This window comes from Mesorhizobium sp. M8A.F.Ca.ET.181.01.1.1, assembly GCF_004792025.1.
GTDB lineage: Bacteria > Pseudomonadota > Alphaproteobacteria > Rhizobiales > Rhizobiaceae > Mesorhizobium.
In genome coordinates this window covers 87,040-104,389 of record NZ_SRTV01000001.1, presented here as the reverse complement: position 1 = coordinate 104,389, position 17,350 = coordinate 87,040, and the positions used below count along the sequence as shown (strand labels likewise).

The 17,350-nt window shown below is 61.9% G+C and carries 12 protein-coding genes and 1 pseudogene; 8 read left to right on the top strand and 5 right to left on the bottom strand.

The genetic code is table 11. The annotated features are described in order from the left end of the window. Positions 1-21 precede the first annotated feature (21 nt). Complete coding sequence (locus EN824_RS00535; protein ID WP_135882400.1) at positions 22-1,698, top strand: tetratricopeptide repeat-containing sulfotransferase family protein; 1,677 nt, start codon at positions 22-24, stop codon at positions 1,696-1,698. Between the two features lie 625 nt (positions 1,699-2,323). Here the strand turns inward: EN824_RS00535 and EN824_RS00530 are convergent. Continuing rightward, complete coding sequence (locus tag EN824_RS00530; protein ID WP_135882398.1) at positions 2,324-3,484, bottom strand: porin; 1,161 nt, start codon at positions 3,482-3,484, stop codon at positions 2,324-2,326. Positions 3,485-3,861: 377 nt separating this feature from the next. On the opposite strand from EN824_RS00530, the pseudogene EN824_RS35805 reads away from it, so the two are divergent. Continuing rightward, positions 3,862-4,183: pseudogene (locus EN824_RS35805) on the top strand (site-specific integrase); the annotation flags it as partial. Positions 4,184-4,361: 178 nt separating this feature from the next. Here the strand turns inward: EN824_RS35805 and EN824_RS00520 are convergent. After that, positions 4,362-5,429 carry a cyclic nucleotide-gated potassium channel gene (locus tag EN824_RS00520; RefSeq protein ID WP_127870105.1) on the bottom strand — a complete coding sequence of 356 codons (1,068 nt, stop codon included), beginning with the start codon at positions 5,427-5,429 and terminating at the stop codon, positions 4,362-4,364. Between the two features lie 202 nt (positions 5,430-5,631). Here EN824_RS00520 and EN824_RS00515 point away from each other — a divergent pair, with 202 nt between their 5' ends. Next, complete coding sequence (locus EN824_RS00515; protein WP_189522104.1) at positions 5,632-6,684, top strand: RelA/SpoT domain-containing protein; 1,053 nt, start codon at positions 5,632-5,634, stop codon at positions 6,682-6,684. Here EN824_RS00515 and EN824_RS00510 read toward each other — a convergent pair. After that, positions 6,681-7,121: an Lrp/AsnC family transcriptional regulator gene (locus EN824_RS00510; protein WP_095771477.1), complete on the bottom strand. Its 441-nt coding sequence runs from the start codon at positions 7,119-7,121 to the stop codon at positions 6,681-6,683. The two genes, EN824_RS00515 and EN824_RS00510, sit on opposite strands and share 4 nt — an antisense overlap. Positions 7,122-7,254: 133 nt before the next feature. On the opposite strand from EN824_RS00510, the gene rocF reads away from it, so the two are divergent. From rocF to EN824_RS00485, 5 genes are all read left to right on the top strand, one after another. Further along, positions 7,255-8,187 carry an arginase gene (rocF, locus tag EN824_RS00505; RefSeq protein ID WP_127870103.1) on the top strand — a complete coding sequence of 311 codons (933 nt, stop codon included), beginning with the start codon at positions 7,255-7,257 and terminating at the stop codon, positions 8,185-8,187. 2 nt (positions 8,188-8,189) lie between these two features. Beyond that, complete coding sequence (locus EN824_RS00500; protein ID WP_127870102.1) at positions 8,190-9,245, top strand: ornithine cyclodeaminase; 1,056 nt, start codon at positions 8,190-8,192, stop codon at positions 9,243-9,245. Between the two features lie 583 nt (positions 9,246-9,828). Next, complete coding sequence (locus EN824_RS00495; RefSeq protein ID WP_245511731.1) at positions 9,829-10,935, top strand: efflux RND transporter periplasmic adaptor subunit; 1,107 nt, start codon at positions 9,829-9,831, stop codon at positions 10,933-10,935. Continuing rightward, positions 10,932-14,135, top strand: coding sequence for a multidrug efflux RND transporter permease subunit (locus EN824_RS00490; RefSeq protein ID WP_135931674.1), 3,204 nt, complete (start codon positions 10,932-10,934; stop codon positions 14,133-14,135). The genes EN824_RS00495 and EN824_RS00490 overlap by 4 nt, the downstream gene beginning before the upstream one ends. 351 nt (positions 14,136-14,486) lie before the next feature. Beyond that, complete coding sequence (locus EN824_RS00485) at positions 14,487-15,572, top strand: ABC transporter ATP-binding protein (RefSeq protein WP_135867306.1); 1,086 nt, start codon at positions 14,487-14,489, stop codon at positions 15,570-15,572. Between the two features lie 51 nt (positions 15,573-15,623). Here the strand turns inward: EN824_RS00485 and EN824_RS00480 are convergent, their stop codons facing one another. Together EN824_RS00480 and EN824_RS00475 are read right to left on the bottom strand one after the other, a co-directional pair. Next, positions 15,624-16,466 carry a carbohydrate ABC transporter permease gene (locus EN824_RS00480; RefSeq protein ID WP_127276611.1) on the bottom strand — a complete coding sequence of 281 codons (843 nt, stop codon included), beginning with the start codon at positions 16,464-16,466 and terminating at the stop codon, positions 15,624-15,626. Beyond that, complete coding sequence (locus EN824_RS00475) at positions 16,463-17,347, bottom strand: sugar ABC transporter permease (protein ID WP_127276608.1); 885 nt, start codon at positions 17,345-17,347, stop codon at positions 16,463-16,465. Before EN824_RS00475 ends, EN824_RS00480 begins: the two co-directional genes overlap by 4 nt. Positions 17,348-17,350 lie beyond the last annotated feature (3 nt).

The window sequence follows — 17,350 nt, the reverse complement described above, 5'->3', positions numbered from 1 at the left end:
CCCTTTTGCTAGCCAGACAGGATGAGCAACCGATTGCCGCCCGCATGGGCAAAGCACCTCAAGATCCAACCCTCGCCGAAGGCGGCATCGCCGAAGGCTGCGCCACTCAAAGCGCAGTCCAACGCAGGCGCCCACCGCAGCCACGCCGACGACCTGCTTTTACGGCAGGCGCTCGAGTTGCAGCAGGCCGAACGTCTGTCCGAAGCCGAGGAAGTGTGCCACAGGGTGCTGGCTCGCACGTCAAACCATCCGCTGGCCCTGTATATCCTGGGAACGCTCGGGCTCGGTTTCGATAACGAAAAGTCACTGCGGTACTTCGCTCGGGCGGTGGCAGAGGATCCGCGGAATCCCTACTACCATCTTAGCCTCGGCGAGACCTATTTGAAGGTCAGCGAATTTACGCCGGCAATCAGGCACATCCAGCACGCCCTCGACCTGAAGCCGGATCTGGTCGAAGCGCTTTGCGCCTTGGGCAATGCCCACAAAGCGTTTGACAAGGGGGAAATGGCGTTGCCGCTCTTTGAGAAGGCGCTCAAGATAAGTCCAGATCATCCTTTGGCCCGGTTGGGGCTGCCCGAGGCACTCGCGAGCCTCGGTCGTATGGGCGAAGCCCGAATTCATCTGAAGTCGGCCATAGAACAGCGCATTTCGGTGCCGGCTGCATACAATGCACTTGTGCACACGCACAAATACACGGAAGAGCCGCCGGAACTCGCGGCAATCCTGGCAGAGCTTCGAGACCCGGACCACGGGTCGAGGGGAATGGCAGCGCTTCATCACGCGGCCGGGAAGGTGCTCAATGACACGCGCCGCTACAAGGAGGCGATTGATCATTTCAAGAAGGGAAATCAAGCCGCCGGTCATAAATTCGATCTGGAAAGCTACCGTCGCTGGGTCGATGCCACGATCGAAACCTTCACGCCCGAGCTGGTGGCGTCGAGGGCCGTCTATGGCAATCCCTCAGAGGTGCCTGTATTCATCGTGGGCATGCCTCGCTCGGGCACGACGCTGACGGAGCAGATCTGTGCCAGCCATCCCGATGTTCATGGTGCGGGCGAGCTCAGCAAGCTTAGACGAATCGCCAGTGGTATCGGTATAGGAAACCGATTCGACGCGAACATCAGCGAGTCGCTAGCGACAATTACTGGCGATCTTGCTGGGGCTTTGGCCGAGGAGCACCTTGCTTATCTGCGTGAGCGGGCTCCAGATGCCCTTCGTATAGTCGACAAGATGCCTCACAATTTCGAATTGATCGGCTTGATCGGAATTCTCTTCCCCAACGCGCGCATCATTCATTGCCGCCGCGATGCCATTGACAATTGCGTCTCCTGTTTCGTTTTGCAATTCAATGAGGCTCACGGCTATAGCGCCGATCTTGAGACACTGGGGCTTTACTACAGGGAGTATGATCGCCTGATGCGGCATTGGGACAAGGTTTTCCCGGGTCGTATTTTCGAAAATCGCTACGAGACGTTGATCGAAAATCAGGAGGAGCAGTCGCGCCGGCTCATAGATTATCTCGGATTGCCGTGGGACGATGCCTGCCTGCGCTTTTTTGACAGGGATGGCTCGGTAAATACCTACAGCCGCTGGCAGGTTCGCCAGCCGATCTACAAGTCGTCCGTCAAGCGCTGGAAGAATTACGAAAGCGAGATTCAGCCGTTGATCGACGCCTTGGGCGATCTTGCCGAGGTTTGAACGCTAGTCTCCAGGGCCGATGTCCCCGGAACCATGTGGTCGGCTCGCGCCGTATCATCATATTTGTTCCTTTCGCTAAGACACCGCGTGCCGGCTCCGAGCCAAGTGGAGAGGCGAGGCGAACTGCGAGCGAGCCTGCCGCCACGCAGTCGTGGAGAACCGGCTTCAATTCGCCCTTGGGCCTAGCGAGACGAAGGGGAGCAAAGACCCGAGGATCCCTTGCCATACAGCACGTCGCCGCGAATAGGACTCACCGACGTGCTGTAAGCTTCTGATTTTATGCATGCCGTTATCCCGGAACCGAGGACACTTCCGGGCGACATGCATTAACTCCCACCGAAAGGTGCAACTGAGCAGAATCCTGCAGAAGTCGCGGCATGGACCCTGGGGTGTTCGGTGCGTGGCTTCGCTCGTTGCGCCGCCCCTGGATGGCGAAGCTGTGAGCCTCTGCAAATCGTGTAATCTTGGCTGACGACATGCCTGCGGCCTGTCGGAATCGGCTCCGCATGCGCGCTGATTCTTTGTAATCGTGCCGAAGACCGCACTGCGCGCATTCAGCACAGCCGGCAAAACAAAAACCCGGCGGTTGCCCGCCGGGTTTTCAATTTCACCGAAGTGAAATCTATCAGAACGAGCGCTGGAAGCGGAGCATACCGCCGACCGCATCCTTCTTCGCGAAGACGGACCTGTCGGTCCAGTTGACGCCTTCTTCGCCCCAGTGGGACCAATCGACTTCGGCCGTGACCGTAAAGCCGGGAACGATGTCGTAAGCGACGTTTGCCGCGACGCTATAGTTCTTTTCGTCGTCACCCGACGCCTGGAGGTTGAACGAGGTCTTCTCGTTGAACTTGTAGGTGCCGCCGCCCCATACTGCCCAGTTGCCGCCCCACTGCTTGTAGAAGCCGCGGCCACCAGCCGGGATAGCCCAGGTCGGATCGCTGAGATTGTCGTCGGTGCCGTAGCCGGCCATGATGAACAGCGACAGCGCATCGGAGACATTGACGTCCAAGCGGACCTTGCCAGCGACTTCTTCGTAGTTGCTGTCGTAAGCCACGACGCCGGAGATGGCGCCCCAACCCTGCGTCCACTTCAAGCCGCCGACGACGTGCGGAACGTAGCTGTCGATGGTGCCGACAACACCGGAGCCTTCTTCGAGCGAGACCACCGCCGAGAAGCCGTTGCCGGCATCGAAGTAGTACTGCACGACGTTGGTGTCGAAGTCACCGTAGGGGACCAGCGTATCGTTGATGACGCTGCCAGCGTAGCCGATGAACGTATTGAAGGCCGATTCGTCCTTACCGACGCGCAGGCCACCGAGCTGGATCCAGGCGAAGTTCAGCGAAACGCTGCCGTTGCCAGCAGGATTGCCGAGCGTAGTGCCATCGGTGCCATAGCGGCCGTAGCCGTTGTTGTTGCCGAAGTTGAAGCGGGTCTCGGTGTAGGTCTTCAAGGTGCCGAGCTCGGTTTCCTGGCCGGTCCAGGTCTTCAGCGTGAAGCGGGCATGTTTGTAATAGGTGCCCTGCTGTTCGCCGTCCTCGTGATCGTTCGACTTCGCGCCGTCGAACGAGCCGACGTCGCCCACGCCGATGTCGTAACGGACATAGCCGCCGATGCGCAGGCAGGTTTCGGTGCCGGGGATGTAGAAGTAGCCAGCGCCGTAGACGTCGCAGATCTTGACGTATTCAGCGGGTTCCGGCTCGGCGACGACGACGGCGTCGGCGGCGCGCGCACCGGAAACTGCGATCAGGGCCGCAGCGGAGCCGAGAAGCAGGCTCTTGATGTTCATTTTCTGACCTCCAGTCAAAAGTTAAAAAACGGGTCTGGGTATTCTTTGCTGAAGGACAGCGTTCCCTGCCCCATCCCCACTACCGAAAAAGATGCGCACCGCGCCGCTCCTTCGAATTCGACATTACCCATGAGCCGGCGGCGTTCAACAACGATCGTACCGGCGAAAGGGCTGTTCGGCTGCTATCCCCCAGCGTTGTTGCACAAATGACACGATTTGGCCTCACTCAGAAAGCTCTCGTTAACCATCGGGTCCGCGGCAACCGCTTATTCCCGGCCGAATCCGGCGATCGGCTGACGGAATCATGGCAAGGCCTTGCGTCAACTGCCAGGAAACTGCCGCGGATCCGCCGCATCCGGGGAAAAGCCGATGTTCGGCGCGTTCACATTTCCTTGCTGGTTGACATCGGATGCCTCCTCGACGTCGCCTCAGTTTCCGGACCAGCAAATCCGGCCGCAGCCGCACCATTCCGATGACCGGGCGGAAGGAAGTCATCAAGCTGCCTCCGACCGGGCGCCAGCCGAAAGAACCGCCACCAGGCTTAGCCAGGCATGGTTCCGAGCCATGTGGAACGATGCCAAGGCGGAAGTCGGCCTCGGCGCCGATGATCAGGTCGTCCCCACATCCTGCGCCACCACCTGTGCTTCACATCTTGTCCAGGGCGGCATCGACATCAGGCGCGTGCGGATGTGCCTCGGCCGTCCGCCGTCTGAATGACGCCCCCCCGAGCGCTCGGCGGCTGCGCCTCTGGGAACTTCCACGTTCCGTCCAGAACCTCCGCGCGTGGCCGATAGAGCCGCCCACATAGTTCCAGTCAGCCATTGTCGACAGGGGCAGCCTTGCCATCACGTCCTCCCCCTGACGAATAGTGGCACGATCAAGCCATCGGTGCCGCGCCGTGCCGCTCGCGCGCGGTCTTGCGGATGATTTCCGCGATTTCCGGGCTGCTGCTGCACAGCATCTGGAAATCCGCCGCGTGCAGCGACAGGAGTGAGACCGCCGTTGCGGCGCTGACGGTCGCCATGCGCGGTTCGCCGCTCATCAACGCCATCTCGCCGAAGAAGGCGCCAGGGCCAAGCTCCACCGGGTGTGGCGTCGCGACGCTGACACGCCCCTCCACAACGAAGAACATCCGATCCCCGGTCTCGCCCCTGCGGCAGATCACGGCACCCGCCGGCAAATTACGAGGTCTCAACGCGCGCACGATCTCGACCAGCGCGGCCGGGCCGAGCTTCTGAAACAACGGCACGCCGGCGACCAATTGCCAATTGCGGACGAAATCCTCGCGACGGATTTCTTGATAGAAGCCGGAGGCAAGAATGCCGGCCCAGAGCGCGAAGACGCCGATGCCACACATCATGACCGCCCCGGCAAGGACGCGGCCGGCGAAACTTTGCGGAATGGCGTCGCCATAACCGGTGGTGGACAGCGTGACCACCGCCCACCACATTGCCTGGGGGATGCTGCCGAACTTTTCCGGTTGGATGTCGCGCTCGATGACATAGGCGGCGAGCGCGACACCGAACAGAACGACGCCGAAGAGCGTGGTGACGCCGATCAGGTTGCGCGCTTCGTTGGCCAGCACCCTGCCCAGTACCGGGAAGAATGTCGAGTCGCGCAGCGGCTTCAGCAGCCAGACAGCACAGTAGAGGCTGCGGTCGGGCGTGCCGTCGAGCAGAAATGCAGCGAGCGGAACCAAAACCGCGAGCATATCGATGGCGATTGCCGGCGTCCTGTCCAGAAGGTCTCCCGCCCAGCGCTTGAGCAGCGTCTCGGCCATCTGCAGAAGATAGGCGCCCCAAATGACCGCAAGCACGGCAGTCAGGGCCAGCCTGCTTCGTCCCGACATGTTCGGCATCGTGAGCGCAGCCACCGCCAGCAGCCCAGGCGCGGCCAGCACCGCGTTGAGCGGCGCGTAAATTCTCAGGAAAGGCAGTACCGACATTCTATGCCCACGAGCGGATGCTATTCCTCCAGAATAGGATGCCTTCAAGGCAAGCGCAAAGGTGCTTACTTTCGTCTTTCGCGTACTCAAAGATACGGTCCATGAGATCCGATTCGCTTGCGGTCGTCTCGCCAGTCCAGAATGAGGCGCCCTACCTTGACTTTATGGTCCAATGACTCAGTACCCGCGCCTTGAATACAGCATGAATGCCGTTCGCAAGGCAGGCGAGCGGCTGGCAAAACCCATGCTTTTCGGACCAGACATCACTGCCGGCCAGTACGTGGACGCACTCGAAATCTTCTCGATCGCCAACAGCTGGCGCGCCTCGCACTTTCTGCCGATGCGGAGCGTCCAGTTCTCTGTCGGTCACCACATGAGAGCCCTGCGACTGAAGGGCGACATGGCATCGCGTCCGAAACGCATGGCATCGATTCGTCGGAAGCTTCGAGAGTCCACCACCAATTTGGACACCATGAACGACATCGGCGGTTGCCGAGCGATCATGCCCGACATCAAAAGTGTCCGCTCGCTTCTCGCATCGATGCGAGACAACTTCCCCCATGAGATACACCCTCGGGAATTCAACTATATCGATGAGCCGAAGCCGGACGGCTATCGAAGTCACCACATTGTTTTCCGGTACCGACCCAGAGCTGCCGACACCGAGGCTTTCGAGGGTCGACGCATCGAACTGCAAGTTCGGACCACACTTCAGCACTCATGGGCAACCGCGGTTGAGGCTGTCGGGCTATTCCGGCGCCAGGATTTGAAGCACGGAAAGGGCGAACAAGATTGGCTACGCCTTTTCCAGCTTATGTCGGCGGAATTCGCGCACATTGAGCAGTGCTCCGTTCATATCGGCGCTCCGGATCACAATGACCGAGTGCGAGAATTGCGCGATATCGACAGACGTATAGGGGCGACAAGCATATTGGAAGACATAAAGAATATTACTCTCTCCTCGAAGAACTTCGCACAGTCGACTGGAAAATCCAGATACTACTTTATTCAATACAGCAATGATCATAATGTGACCGTCGAGCCATTCCGAACTCTTATGTCCGGCGCGCGGAAATTGGAAGATATAGAGAAGAAAATCGAGCTAAGGGACAGTGATACAAAAGCGGTCTTGGTCGAGGTAGACAAGGTCGAAAAACTTGTTGAAATGTATCCGAATTACTTTGGGAACGTTTCCCTGTTTGTCCGTAATCTGAAATCCATCTGCACGGGAAAGGCGGCGTCGAATACAGTCTAGGTCAATCGTGCCCGCGTCGTGCGCGGGGTGGCCAGGAGCAGGCTCGTTTCGCTGCCCGTTATGCCGGGAATCAACCGGATACGCCGCAGCACCGCATCGAAATCCGTCAGGGATGCCGTCCCGAGCTCTACCACCAGATCCCAGCGACCATTGGTGGTATGGATGGTCGAGACTTCCGGGAAGCCGCCCAGTGCCCGGACCACGCGGTCGGCGGCATGGCCCTCGATCTCGATGAGCATGATGCCGCGGATGCGCTGATCGACCGCGTCGGCGCGCAACACCACCGTGTAGCCAATAATGTCGCCCGACCGTTCCAGCCGCTCCATGCGTGCCCGAACCGTGGCGCGCGAGACGCCGAGATCGACGGCGAGATCCGATACGCTGCGCCGGGCGTCATGCCGCAGCAAGGTCACGAGCCGTTCGTCCAGTGCATCCATGGGGTACCATTTTGCTCAGTTTCGCTGCCATTATGATAAACTACGCTTTTCGGATTGCCAATTTTACCTGTTCGTATCGCCGGCTCGGCATGGTTCCCTCGCGGCCATCAGAACTTGGAGCGCGGGAGAAACAATGCGTTGCAGAATCGTCGGGGCGCCCGTGCAGGACGGTGCCGGCCGAATGGGATGCGAAATGGGGCCGAGCGCGCTGAGGACCGCCGGGCTTGCTGAGATGCTGTCCGGCCTCGGCCATGCAGTGGAGGATATGGGCGCCGTCCAGCCAATTCCGGTAAGGCGCGTCGTGCATGGCAACCTGGCGCTGAAGGCCCTGCCCGAAATATCGGCCTGGACATCCGCCATTGCCGCCGCGGCCTACGCAGCAAGCGACGACGCCATGCCGATCTTTCTCGGTGGCGACCATTCGATCTCCGCCGGGACCGTGTCGGGCCTCGCCCGCCGTGCCTCGGAGGCCGGTCGCCCCCTATTCGTCCTGTGGCTCGACGCGCATCCCGATTTTCATACGCTCGACACCACCGCCAGCGGCAATCTGCACGGTGTTCCTCTCGCCTACGCCAGCGGCCAGGCGGGTTTCAGCGGCTATTTTCCCGATCTGCCGGCGGCGGTCGATCCCAGGCGTATCTGCACCATGGGCCTGCGCAGTGTCGACCCTGCCGAGCGCAGCGCGCTCAACCAGGCGGGCGTGATCGTGCACGACATGCGCGCCATCGACGAGCATGGCATCGCGCCGCTGCTGCGCGCCTTCCTGGCGCGCGTGTCTGATGAGGACGGGCTGCTGCATGTCAGTCTCGACGTCGACTTCCTCGACCCCTCTATCGCGCCGGCGGTCGGCACCACGGTTCCCGGCGGCGCGACGTTTCGCGAGGCGCATCTGGTGATGGAGATGCTTTCCGACAGCGGGCTCGTCTCCAGCCTGGACCTGGTCGAGTTGAACCCCTTTCTGGACGATCGTGGCCGAACCGCGACACTGATGGTCGACCTGACGGCGAGCCTGATGGGCCGCCGCATCATGGACCGCCCGACTCGCAGCCATTCAGGGAGCTTTTGACCATGACCGCGGCAAAACTGAACATCGTCCCCTTCGTCAGCGTCGATCGCATGATGAAGCTGGTGATCGCAATCGGCGTCGAGCGCTTCCTGACCGAGCTCGCCAGCTACATCGAGGAAGACTTTCGTCGCTGGGATCTTTTCGACAAGACGCCTCGCATCGCCTCGCACAGCCATGACGGGGTCATCGAGCTGATGCCGACAAGCGATGGGCGCCTCTATGGCTTCAAATACGTCAACGGCCATCCCAAGAACATGCGCCAGGGCCTGCAGACGGTCACCGCCTTCGGCGTGCTCGCCGATGTCGGCAGCGGCTACCCGATGCTGCTCACCGAAATGACCATCCTGACCGCGCTGCGCACCGCCGCGACATCCGCGGTTGCGGCCAAGTATCTGGCGCCCAGCGGTGCTCGCACCATGGCCATTATCGGCAATGGCGCACAGTCGGAGTTCCAGGCGATCGCGTTCAAGGCGCTGACCGGTATCGATCGGCTCCGGCTCTACGACATCGACAGATCCGCGTCGCTGAAATGCGCGAAGAACCTGGCTGGCATGGGATTCGACATCACGATCTGCGAAACAGGGCAGGAAGCGGTTGAAGGCGCCGGGATCATCACGACCGTTACCGCCGACAAGCAGAACGCCACCATTCTCACCGACAACATGGTCGGCGCCGGCGTCCACATCAACGCCGTCGGTGGCGACTGCCCGGGCAAGACCGAACTGCACAGGGACATCTTGCTGCGTTCCGACATTTTCGTCGAGTTTCCGCCGCAGACACGCATCGAGGGCGAAATCCAGCAGCTGGATCCCGACCACCCGGTGACCGAGCTCTGGCAAGTGATCGCCGCCAAGACCCAAGGCCGCCGCGAAGCCAAGCAGATCACGCTGTTCGATTCAGTCGGCTTCGCCATCGAGGATTTTTCGGCCCTGCGCTATGTGCGCGACCAACTGCGAGCGACCGGCCTCTATGAGGAGCTCGACCTGCTCGCCGATCCCGACGAGCCACGCGACCTCTTCGGAATGCTGCTGAGGGCGGCCGTGCAAACGGCAGCGTGAGGACCTCGACCAAAACGAGCCCGTGGTTTTCTGGATGCCTGCTTTCGGGCGGACGTAAAGCCGACGTCGACGACCGAATGAGGCGCAAAGCTGCCGCGTCCTGGCAAATCTAGCATTCCCAATGCGGGGAACAACATAACGCTTTTGGTCACCCATCTCGCGTGGCCGAGAGGTTGGCCACAAGCCGGGCCACCGAGGTAACTTCGGCAAACACGCCAGTCCCGCCGGCATGGAAATGCCCATACGGTCTCCTTCGACCAATATGAATCATAAGCCGTCCATCAAGGAATCCTGAATCCATTGAAACGCGACTGGTTTTAGCCCGGTGGCGCGGCAGCCACAGGCTGGACATTTCAGCCCACATGGAAAATGATCATGTTGCCGTGCACAATACTGCAGTGCTCTGATCTCGACGAAAGCCTGAGCGTAGAAGCGGATCAACCGACCCCCCCGGGTCTAGCGAGCGAGGACGCAGATGGACACCCCAGGGAACGGGCAATTGCATCGCGACGCGGGCGGGCGACCCCGTCGATCGGCCGGCTGGCTTGCCCGCGCCGCCCTGTCGGCGGCATTACTGCTCGGCATGGCTTTCAGCGGTACTGCGTTTGCGCAGGAGCAGCAGCTACCCCTGGTGACGGCGGCCAAGCCGGTGGTCCGTGAAATCGTCGAAGACGACGAGTTCGTCGGGCGCTTCGAAGCCGTCGACCAGGTCGCCATCCGTTCGCGCGTCAGCGGCTATCTGGACAAGGTCAGCTTCCAGGACGGCGCACTGGTCAACAAGGGCGACCTGCTCTTCACCATCGACCAGCGTCCGTACCAGGCGGCCTATGATGCCGCCAAATCGCAAGTGGACGTCGCCAAGTCACTGCTCGAATTCTCCAAGATGCAGCTCGATCGCGCCGACGAACTTGCCAAGACCGGCAATATCTCAACCGCGACGGTCGACGACCGCCGGCGGGAATACCTTTCGGCGCAGGCGCAGATGCAGGGCGCGACGGCGGCGCTGACGACGGCCAGCCTGAACATGGAATTCACCGAGATCAAGGCGCCCTTGTCCGGCCGCATCGACCGCCGGCTGGTGTCGGTCGGCAACCTCGTGCAGCCGGATTCCACCTTGCTGACCACCATCGTTACGCGCGATCCGATCGACTTCTATTTCGACGTCGATGAGCGCCTGTATTTCAGCTACGCCCGCGACGCGAAGGCGCGTGGCGGCACCATGCAGGAAGGCGCCGGCGGGCTCGATGTGGAGGTTCGTGTCGCCGACCGCGCGGAGGCGGTATTCAAAGGCAAGCTCGATTTTGCCGAGAACCGGATCGACAATGCGACCGGCACTATGCGGGTGCGTGCGACGTTTCCCAACGCCGACGGCATTCTCCAGCCAGGCATGTTCGGGCGCATCAATGTGCCGGGGTCGCTGCCGCATGGCGGCGTGCTGGTGCCCGACGAGGCGATCGGCGCCGATCAGGATCGCCGCATCGTGCTCCTGGTGGATGAGGCCGGGATGGTGTCTGCGAAGCCTGTGCGCACCGGCCCGCTTCTCGACGGCTACCGGGTGATCCGCTCGGGCCTGACCGGCGGCGAGACGATCATCGTCAACGGGCTGATGCACGCCAGGCCCGGCACCAAGGTGAAGGTCGAGATGGTGACGTTGCCGCCCAAGGCCGAGACCGCCGGGTTGCAGCAATGAGGTTCGCACATTTCTTCGTCGACCGCCCAATCTTCGCGTCGGTCGTTTCGATCGTCCTGCTGATCCTCGGCGGAATTGCCTATACCCAGCTGCCGGTCGCGCAGTATCCCGAGATCGCGCCGCCGACCATCGTCGTACGCGCGCAGTATCCGGGCGCCGACGCCGAGACGGTCGCTGCGACCGTGGCAACGCCGATCGAGCAGGAGATCAACGGCGTCGAGGGTATGCTCTACATGTCGTCCTATTCGTCGGGCGACGGGGCGATGGCGCTGACCATCACCTTCAAGCTGGGCACCGATCTCGACAAGGCGCAGGTGCTGGTGCAGAATCGCGTGTCGGTCGCCGAGCCGCGTCTGCCCGAAGAAGTCCGCCGCCTCGGCATCACCACCACCAAGAGTTCGCCCGACCTGATGATGGTCGTGCACATGCTGTCGCCCGACAATACCTACGACCAGCTCTACGTCTCGAACTACGCCCGCTCGCGGGTGCGCGACATACTGCTCAGACTGGATGGCGTCGGCGACCTCATCATCTTCGGCGAACGCGAATATTCGCTGCGCATCTGGCTCGATCCGGAAAAACTGTCCGCCCTGGGGATGACCTCGGGCGATGTGGTGCAGGCGCTGCGTGACCAGAACGTCCAGGTGTCGGGCGGCTCGATCGGCGCGCCGCCGACCAACACCGGCACGGCGTTCCAGTACACGGTCACCACGCAAGGCCGCTTCAACGATGCACGCGACTTCCGATACGTGATCGTCAAATCGACCGACGACGGCCGCCTGATCTCGCTGCAGGACGTGGCGCGCATCGAGCTCGGCGCCAAGGATTACGTCACCAACTCCTATCTCAACGGCAAACCGGCGGTGGCGCTCGCCATCTTCCAGCGGCCGGGGACCAATGCGCTCGCCGCGGCCGCGGAGATCCAGGACAAGATGAAGGAGCTTTCCCGCGACTTCCCGAAGGGGTTGAGCTACGACATCGTCTACAATCCGACCGAGTTCGTCGCCGAGTCGATCCAGGAGGTCTACAAGACGATCCTCGAGGCGATGCTGCTGGTCATCATCGTCATCATCGTCTTCCTGCAATCGTGGCGCATGGCGATCGTGCCGATCGTGGCGATCCCCGTGTCGCTGATCGGCACGCTGGCGGTGCTTTACGCCGCCGGCTTCTCGCTCAACATGCTGACGCTGTTCGGCCTCGTTCTGGCGATCGGCATCGTCGTCGACGATGCGATCGTCGTGGTCGAGAACGTCGAGCGCAACATCGCCGGTGGGCTGGCGCCCAATCCGGCGTCGCACCTGACCATGAACGAAGTCGGAACGGCCATCATCGCGATCTCGCTGGTGCTGATAGCCGTGTTCGTACCGACAGCCTTCATCCCCGGCATTTCCGGGCAGTTCTACCTGCAGTTTGCGATCACCATCGCGGTGTCGACGGCGATCTCGGCATTCAATTCGCTGACGCTTTCGCCGGCGCTGGCCGCACTGCTGTTCAAGCCGCACCACACCGCTGCGGCGCCGCCGCGCTTTTTCCTGGCGCGGTTCGGACGGGCGCTCGCCGACGGCTTCAACCGCGGCTTCGACAGGGTCGCCCATTGGTATTCGAGCATCATCCGCGTGCTGGTCGGATCGTGGATAGCGATCGCCGCCATGCTGGCTGTTTTCGCAGCCCTCATCTACGCCACGGTCTACATGGTGCAGACGGTGCCGCGCGGTTTCATTCCGTCGCTCGACCAGGGCTATGCGATCGTCGTCGTCCAATTGCCGGACGGCTCCTCGCTGTCGAGGACCGATGCGGTCATCCAGCAGGCGTCGCAGATCATCCAGAAAACGCCGGGCGTCGACTACGCCGTCGCCTTCGCCGGCTTCTCCGGCGCGACCTTCACCAACGCCAGCAACGCGGGCGTGATCTTCGCCAGGTTCAAGCCATTTGACGAGCGACTGAAAGCCGGCCAGTCGGCGACCCAGGTCATCGGCAATCTGTTCGGCAGCCTGCAAAGCATCAAGGAAGCCTTCATCATCGCACTGCCGCCGCCGCCGATCCGCGGTGTCGGCAATGCCGGCGGCTTCAAGCTGCAGATCCAGGAGCGCAACAGCGCCGACATGCGGCAGATCCTGGCGCTTGCCTATGAAATCGCCGGCAAGGCCAACAAGACGCCGGGGCTGACGGGCGTGTTCACCACCTTCTCGGCGTCGAGCCCGCAATTCTTCCTGGCGATCGATCGCGACAAGGCGCGCATCCTGAACGTACCGATCCCCAACATCTTCGAGACGCTGTCGATCAATCTGGGGACCGCCTACGTCAACGACTTCAATGCTTTCGGGCGCGTCTACCAGGTGCGGGCGCAGGCCGACCAGGCGTTCCGCCTCGATCGCGCCGACATCTTGAAACTGAAGGTGCGCTCGGCGACCGGCGCGCTGGTTCCGCTCGGCACGTTGATCGAGATCCGCGACGTCACCGGCCCGGCGCTGGTCCAGCGCTACAACATGTACGTCTCGGTGCCGCTGCAGGGCAACGCCGCGCCCGGCGTTTCCACGGGCGACGCGCTGGCATCGATGGAAAAGATCACCGCCGCGACGCTGCCGGCCGGTACCTCCTATGAATGGACCGAGCTCGCCTACCAGGAGCGCAACACCGGCAATGCCGCTGTCTATATCTTCGGACTGTCGGTGCTGTTCGTGTTCCTGGCGCTGGCGGCGCAATATGAAAGCTGGGTGCTGCCATTCGCCATTGTGCTGGTGGTGCCGCTCGGCGTGCTGGCGGCGTTGCTCGGCGTATCGTTCCGAGGGCTGGACAACAACATCCTCGTGCAGGTCGGCCTCATCGTGCTGATCGGGCTTGCCGCCAAGAACGCGATCCTGATCGTCGAATTCGCGCGGCAGGCGCAGGAACGCGGCCTGTCGGCCGCCGAGGCTGCCGTCGAAGCCTGCCGGCTCAGGTTGCGGCCGATCCTGATGACCGCCTTCGCGTTCATCCTCGGCGTCGTGCCGCTGATGATCGCAACGGGCCCGGGCGCGGAAATGCGCCAGTCGCTCGGCACCACGGTGTTCTCCGGCATGCTCGGCGTCACCTTCGTCGGCCTGTTCCTGACGCCGGTGTTCTACGTCACGCTCAGGTCGCTGTTTTCACGGCGCAAGCCCCGTGCCGAGGCCGAGCCTTCGGGCCCGGCAGAGGCGCCATCGGAGACGGCCGCCGAGTAGGGTTAGGAATTCGCCGCGTCCGGCGCGGCTTATCACTCCAGAAAATCGGCGCGACGCGCTGCACACGACCCCCACCAAACGGTCAAAAATCAGCCACTTACGCGGTCGTTTTGGTGAGCCCGCCGGGTCATCGTTTTCTACAGGAAGTCAATACGTTAGCGGCTGGTTCGCCAATCCATTTCCTTCATATTCTCTCGTATGGTCTGGCGAACCTCTCAAACCGCCCGCTGTTGGCAGGACAGCTGGCAGCTGTTCCGGGGACCAGGAATGAGCCGCTCATTGTGCCGCAGCCCCACATTCCTTGACATCGGGTATTTATCCGAAATTATGTAGGAAAGAAGGATCGCAAGCATGACGGGAATCGCGCTGTCGGGCGTATCAAAGCACTTTGGCGCTGTCGAAGTGATCCGCGACGTGAGCCTGGACATTGAGCCAGGAGAGCTGGTCGTGTTTCTCGGTCCGTCCGGTTCCGGCAAGACGACGCTGCTCCGGATGATCGCCGGCCTCGAAAGCATTGACCAGGGGACGCTGACGATCGACGGGGTGCGCTCGGAGAACCTTGCGCCTGGCAGGCGCAACGTTGCCATGGTCTTCCAGAACTATGCGCTTTACCCACATATGACCGTCGCGGAGAACATGGCCTTTGGGCTGAGGAACATTCGGGTTGCGCCGGATGTCATCCGCCAGCGGATCGCCGAGGCTGCGCGTATCCTGGAGATCGAAGCGCTGCTTCACCGGCGGCCGTCGCAGCTCTCCGGCGGGCAGCGCCAGCGCGTGGCCATCGGGCGTGCGATCGTCAAGGAGCCCAAGGCATTCCTGTTCGACGAGCCACTCTCCAATCTGGACGCAGCACTTCGAGCCCGTACACGCGTCGAGCTTGCCGAACTGCATCAGCGTTTGAAATCGACGATGATCTACGTCACCCACGACCAGGTGGAAGCGATGACGCTCGCCGACCGCATTGTGATCCTCAACGATTGCCGGATAGAGCAGATGGGAAGACCCGTCGATGTCTATGCACGTCCGGCGTCGCGCTTCGTCGCGACCTTCGTCGGGTCGCCGGCGATGAACATCCTGCCTGTCACGGTTTCGGGCTCGGGCGACAGGCTCAATGCGCGCTTGACCGATGGATCGCTCGTCGAACTTCCCGGCGCGCCAATCGACATGGATTGGCGCGAACTCGGAGTGCGGCCGGAATCGCTGACTGTCGTCGCCGAGGGCAATGAAGCATTCGCCACGGCGACCGTTGTCGAGCGCCTTGGCGAGCGAACGCTCGTCTATGCGCGGCTCGCGGATGGGACGCAGGTGACGGCACAGGATCGCGGGCTTTCGAGCGTCAAACCGGGCGACGCCGTTCGGCTGAAGTTCGACGCCACGGCCCTGCATCTCTTCGCCGCGGACGGATCGGCCTGGCACGCACGCGCCGACGGAGCCTGAACCCGCCGAGCGGGTCGTGCCCTCCGGCATTGCGGTGCACCTGCCGGGGCTCTAGCCCTTGATACCTGCCGAGAGCGTTATAGCCTCGGTCACCCGGCGCTGGAAGAAGAGGTAGGCCAGTGCCACCGGCAGGCCGGCCAGTACGGCTGCCGACAGCTGGCGCGCGTAGTAGACACCGAAGGCGTCGTTGACCTGCGTAATGCCGACCGTGATGGTCATCATCTCGGTGCGGGTCACCGAGAGGAACGGCCACAAGAACGCGTTCCACGTCCAGATGAAGCAGACGATCGACAGCGCGGTGGTTACCCCCCAGTTCATAGGCATGTAGATCTTGAAGAGGATCCCGAATTCGGACGCATTGTCCATGACCGCGGCCTCGCGGAAGTCCTTCGGGACCTGATCGAAAAACTGCTTGTACACGATGATGATGACGGGGTGGATAAGCTGCGGCAACATGATTCCGGCCCAGCTGTTGAGCAGGCCGAGGTTGGCGACCAGCACGAAGTGATTGATGATCAGCGCCGAAGTCGGCACCATAAAGGAGGCAAGGATCAGCCACCAAAGCGCGATCCGCCCCGGGAACCGCAACTGCGAGATTGCGTAGCCGCACAGCATCGAGATGAAGATGGTGATGACCGTTACGCCGACCGCGACCGCCACTGAATTGACGTACCAGGCGCCTATCTGCGTGGTGGTCAGGGCGCTGACGTAGTTCTCCAGCGTCGGCGTCTCGGGCCAGAGTTCGATGTAGGGCCGCACGACCTCGTCGTCCGGTTTGAGCGATGAGATCACACCCCAGTAGAGCGGGAACGCCCATAGGATGGCCCAGACGAGCGTCAGTGCGGTGATGATCCCGCCCCAGAAGTTCCAGCGTTGCGCAGCCACGGCGTTCATCGGCGCCGCCTTTCGGCGAACCGGAGCAGTTGGAATTGCAGGACCGAGACGACCACCACAAGCACGAAGAGGGTCACGGCGACGGCCGCCGCCCTGCCTCCCTGGTTCTGCTGGAAGGCCTTCTGGAAGACGTAGTAGACGAGCACCATATTGTCGTTCGGCCGGCCGCCGATTGAGAACAGATAGACTTGGTCGAAGATCTTAAGCTGCAGGATGAGCTGGATGGTGAACACCAGCGAGGTGATCGGCCACAGCAGCGGCCAGGTGATGCGCCGGAACGTGGTCCATCGCGTCGAGTTGTCGAGCGCCGCGGCTTCGTAGATCTCCGCTGGTATGGACCGCAGTCCGGCGAGGAAGAGGAGGATCGAGAAGCCCGCGGTCCACCAGATCGTCACCCCGGCCACAGCCGGCAAGAACCAGACGCGCGACTTGAAGACCGGCACGCGCGGGATTCCGAGCCAGTCCAGCACATGCATCGCGATCCCGAACTGGAAATTCAGCGTCCAGTCCCAGATCAGATAGACGACGGACACCGGCAGGATGTAGGGCAGGAAGAACAGTGCCAGCACGATCGACTGGAAGCGGCCCTTGAGCCGCGATACGCCTAGCGCGATCAACAGGGCGATGAGTGTCCCTGGGACGACCGTCATCAGCACGAAATAAGCGGTGTTCCAGAGCGCGCGCCGGAACATCGGGTCGTTGTCGAGCCGCAGGTAGTTGTCGAGACCAACCCATCGACCAGCGCCGATCAGCGGCGCATCGGTGAAGGAGATGCGGAACATCTGGACCGTCGGATAGACGAACGCCAGCAGATAGATCGCCAGGAAGGGAGCGACCAGCACCAGCGCGACAAGACGTTCAGTGCGGGAGTTGCGAAGCATGGC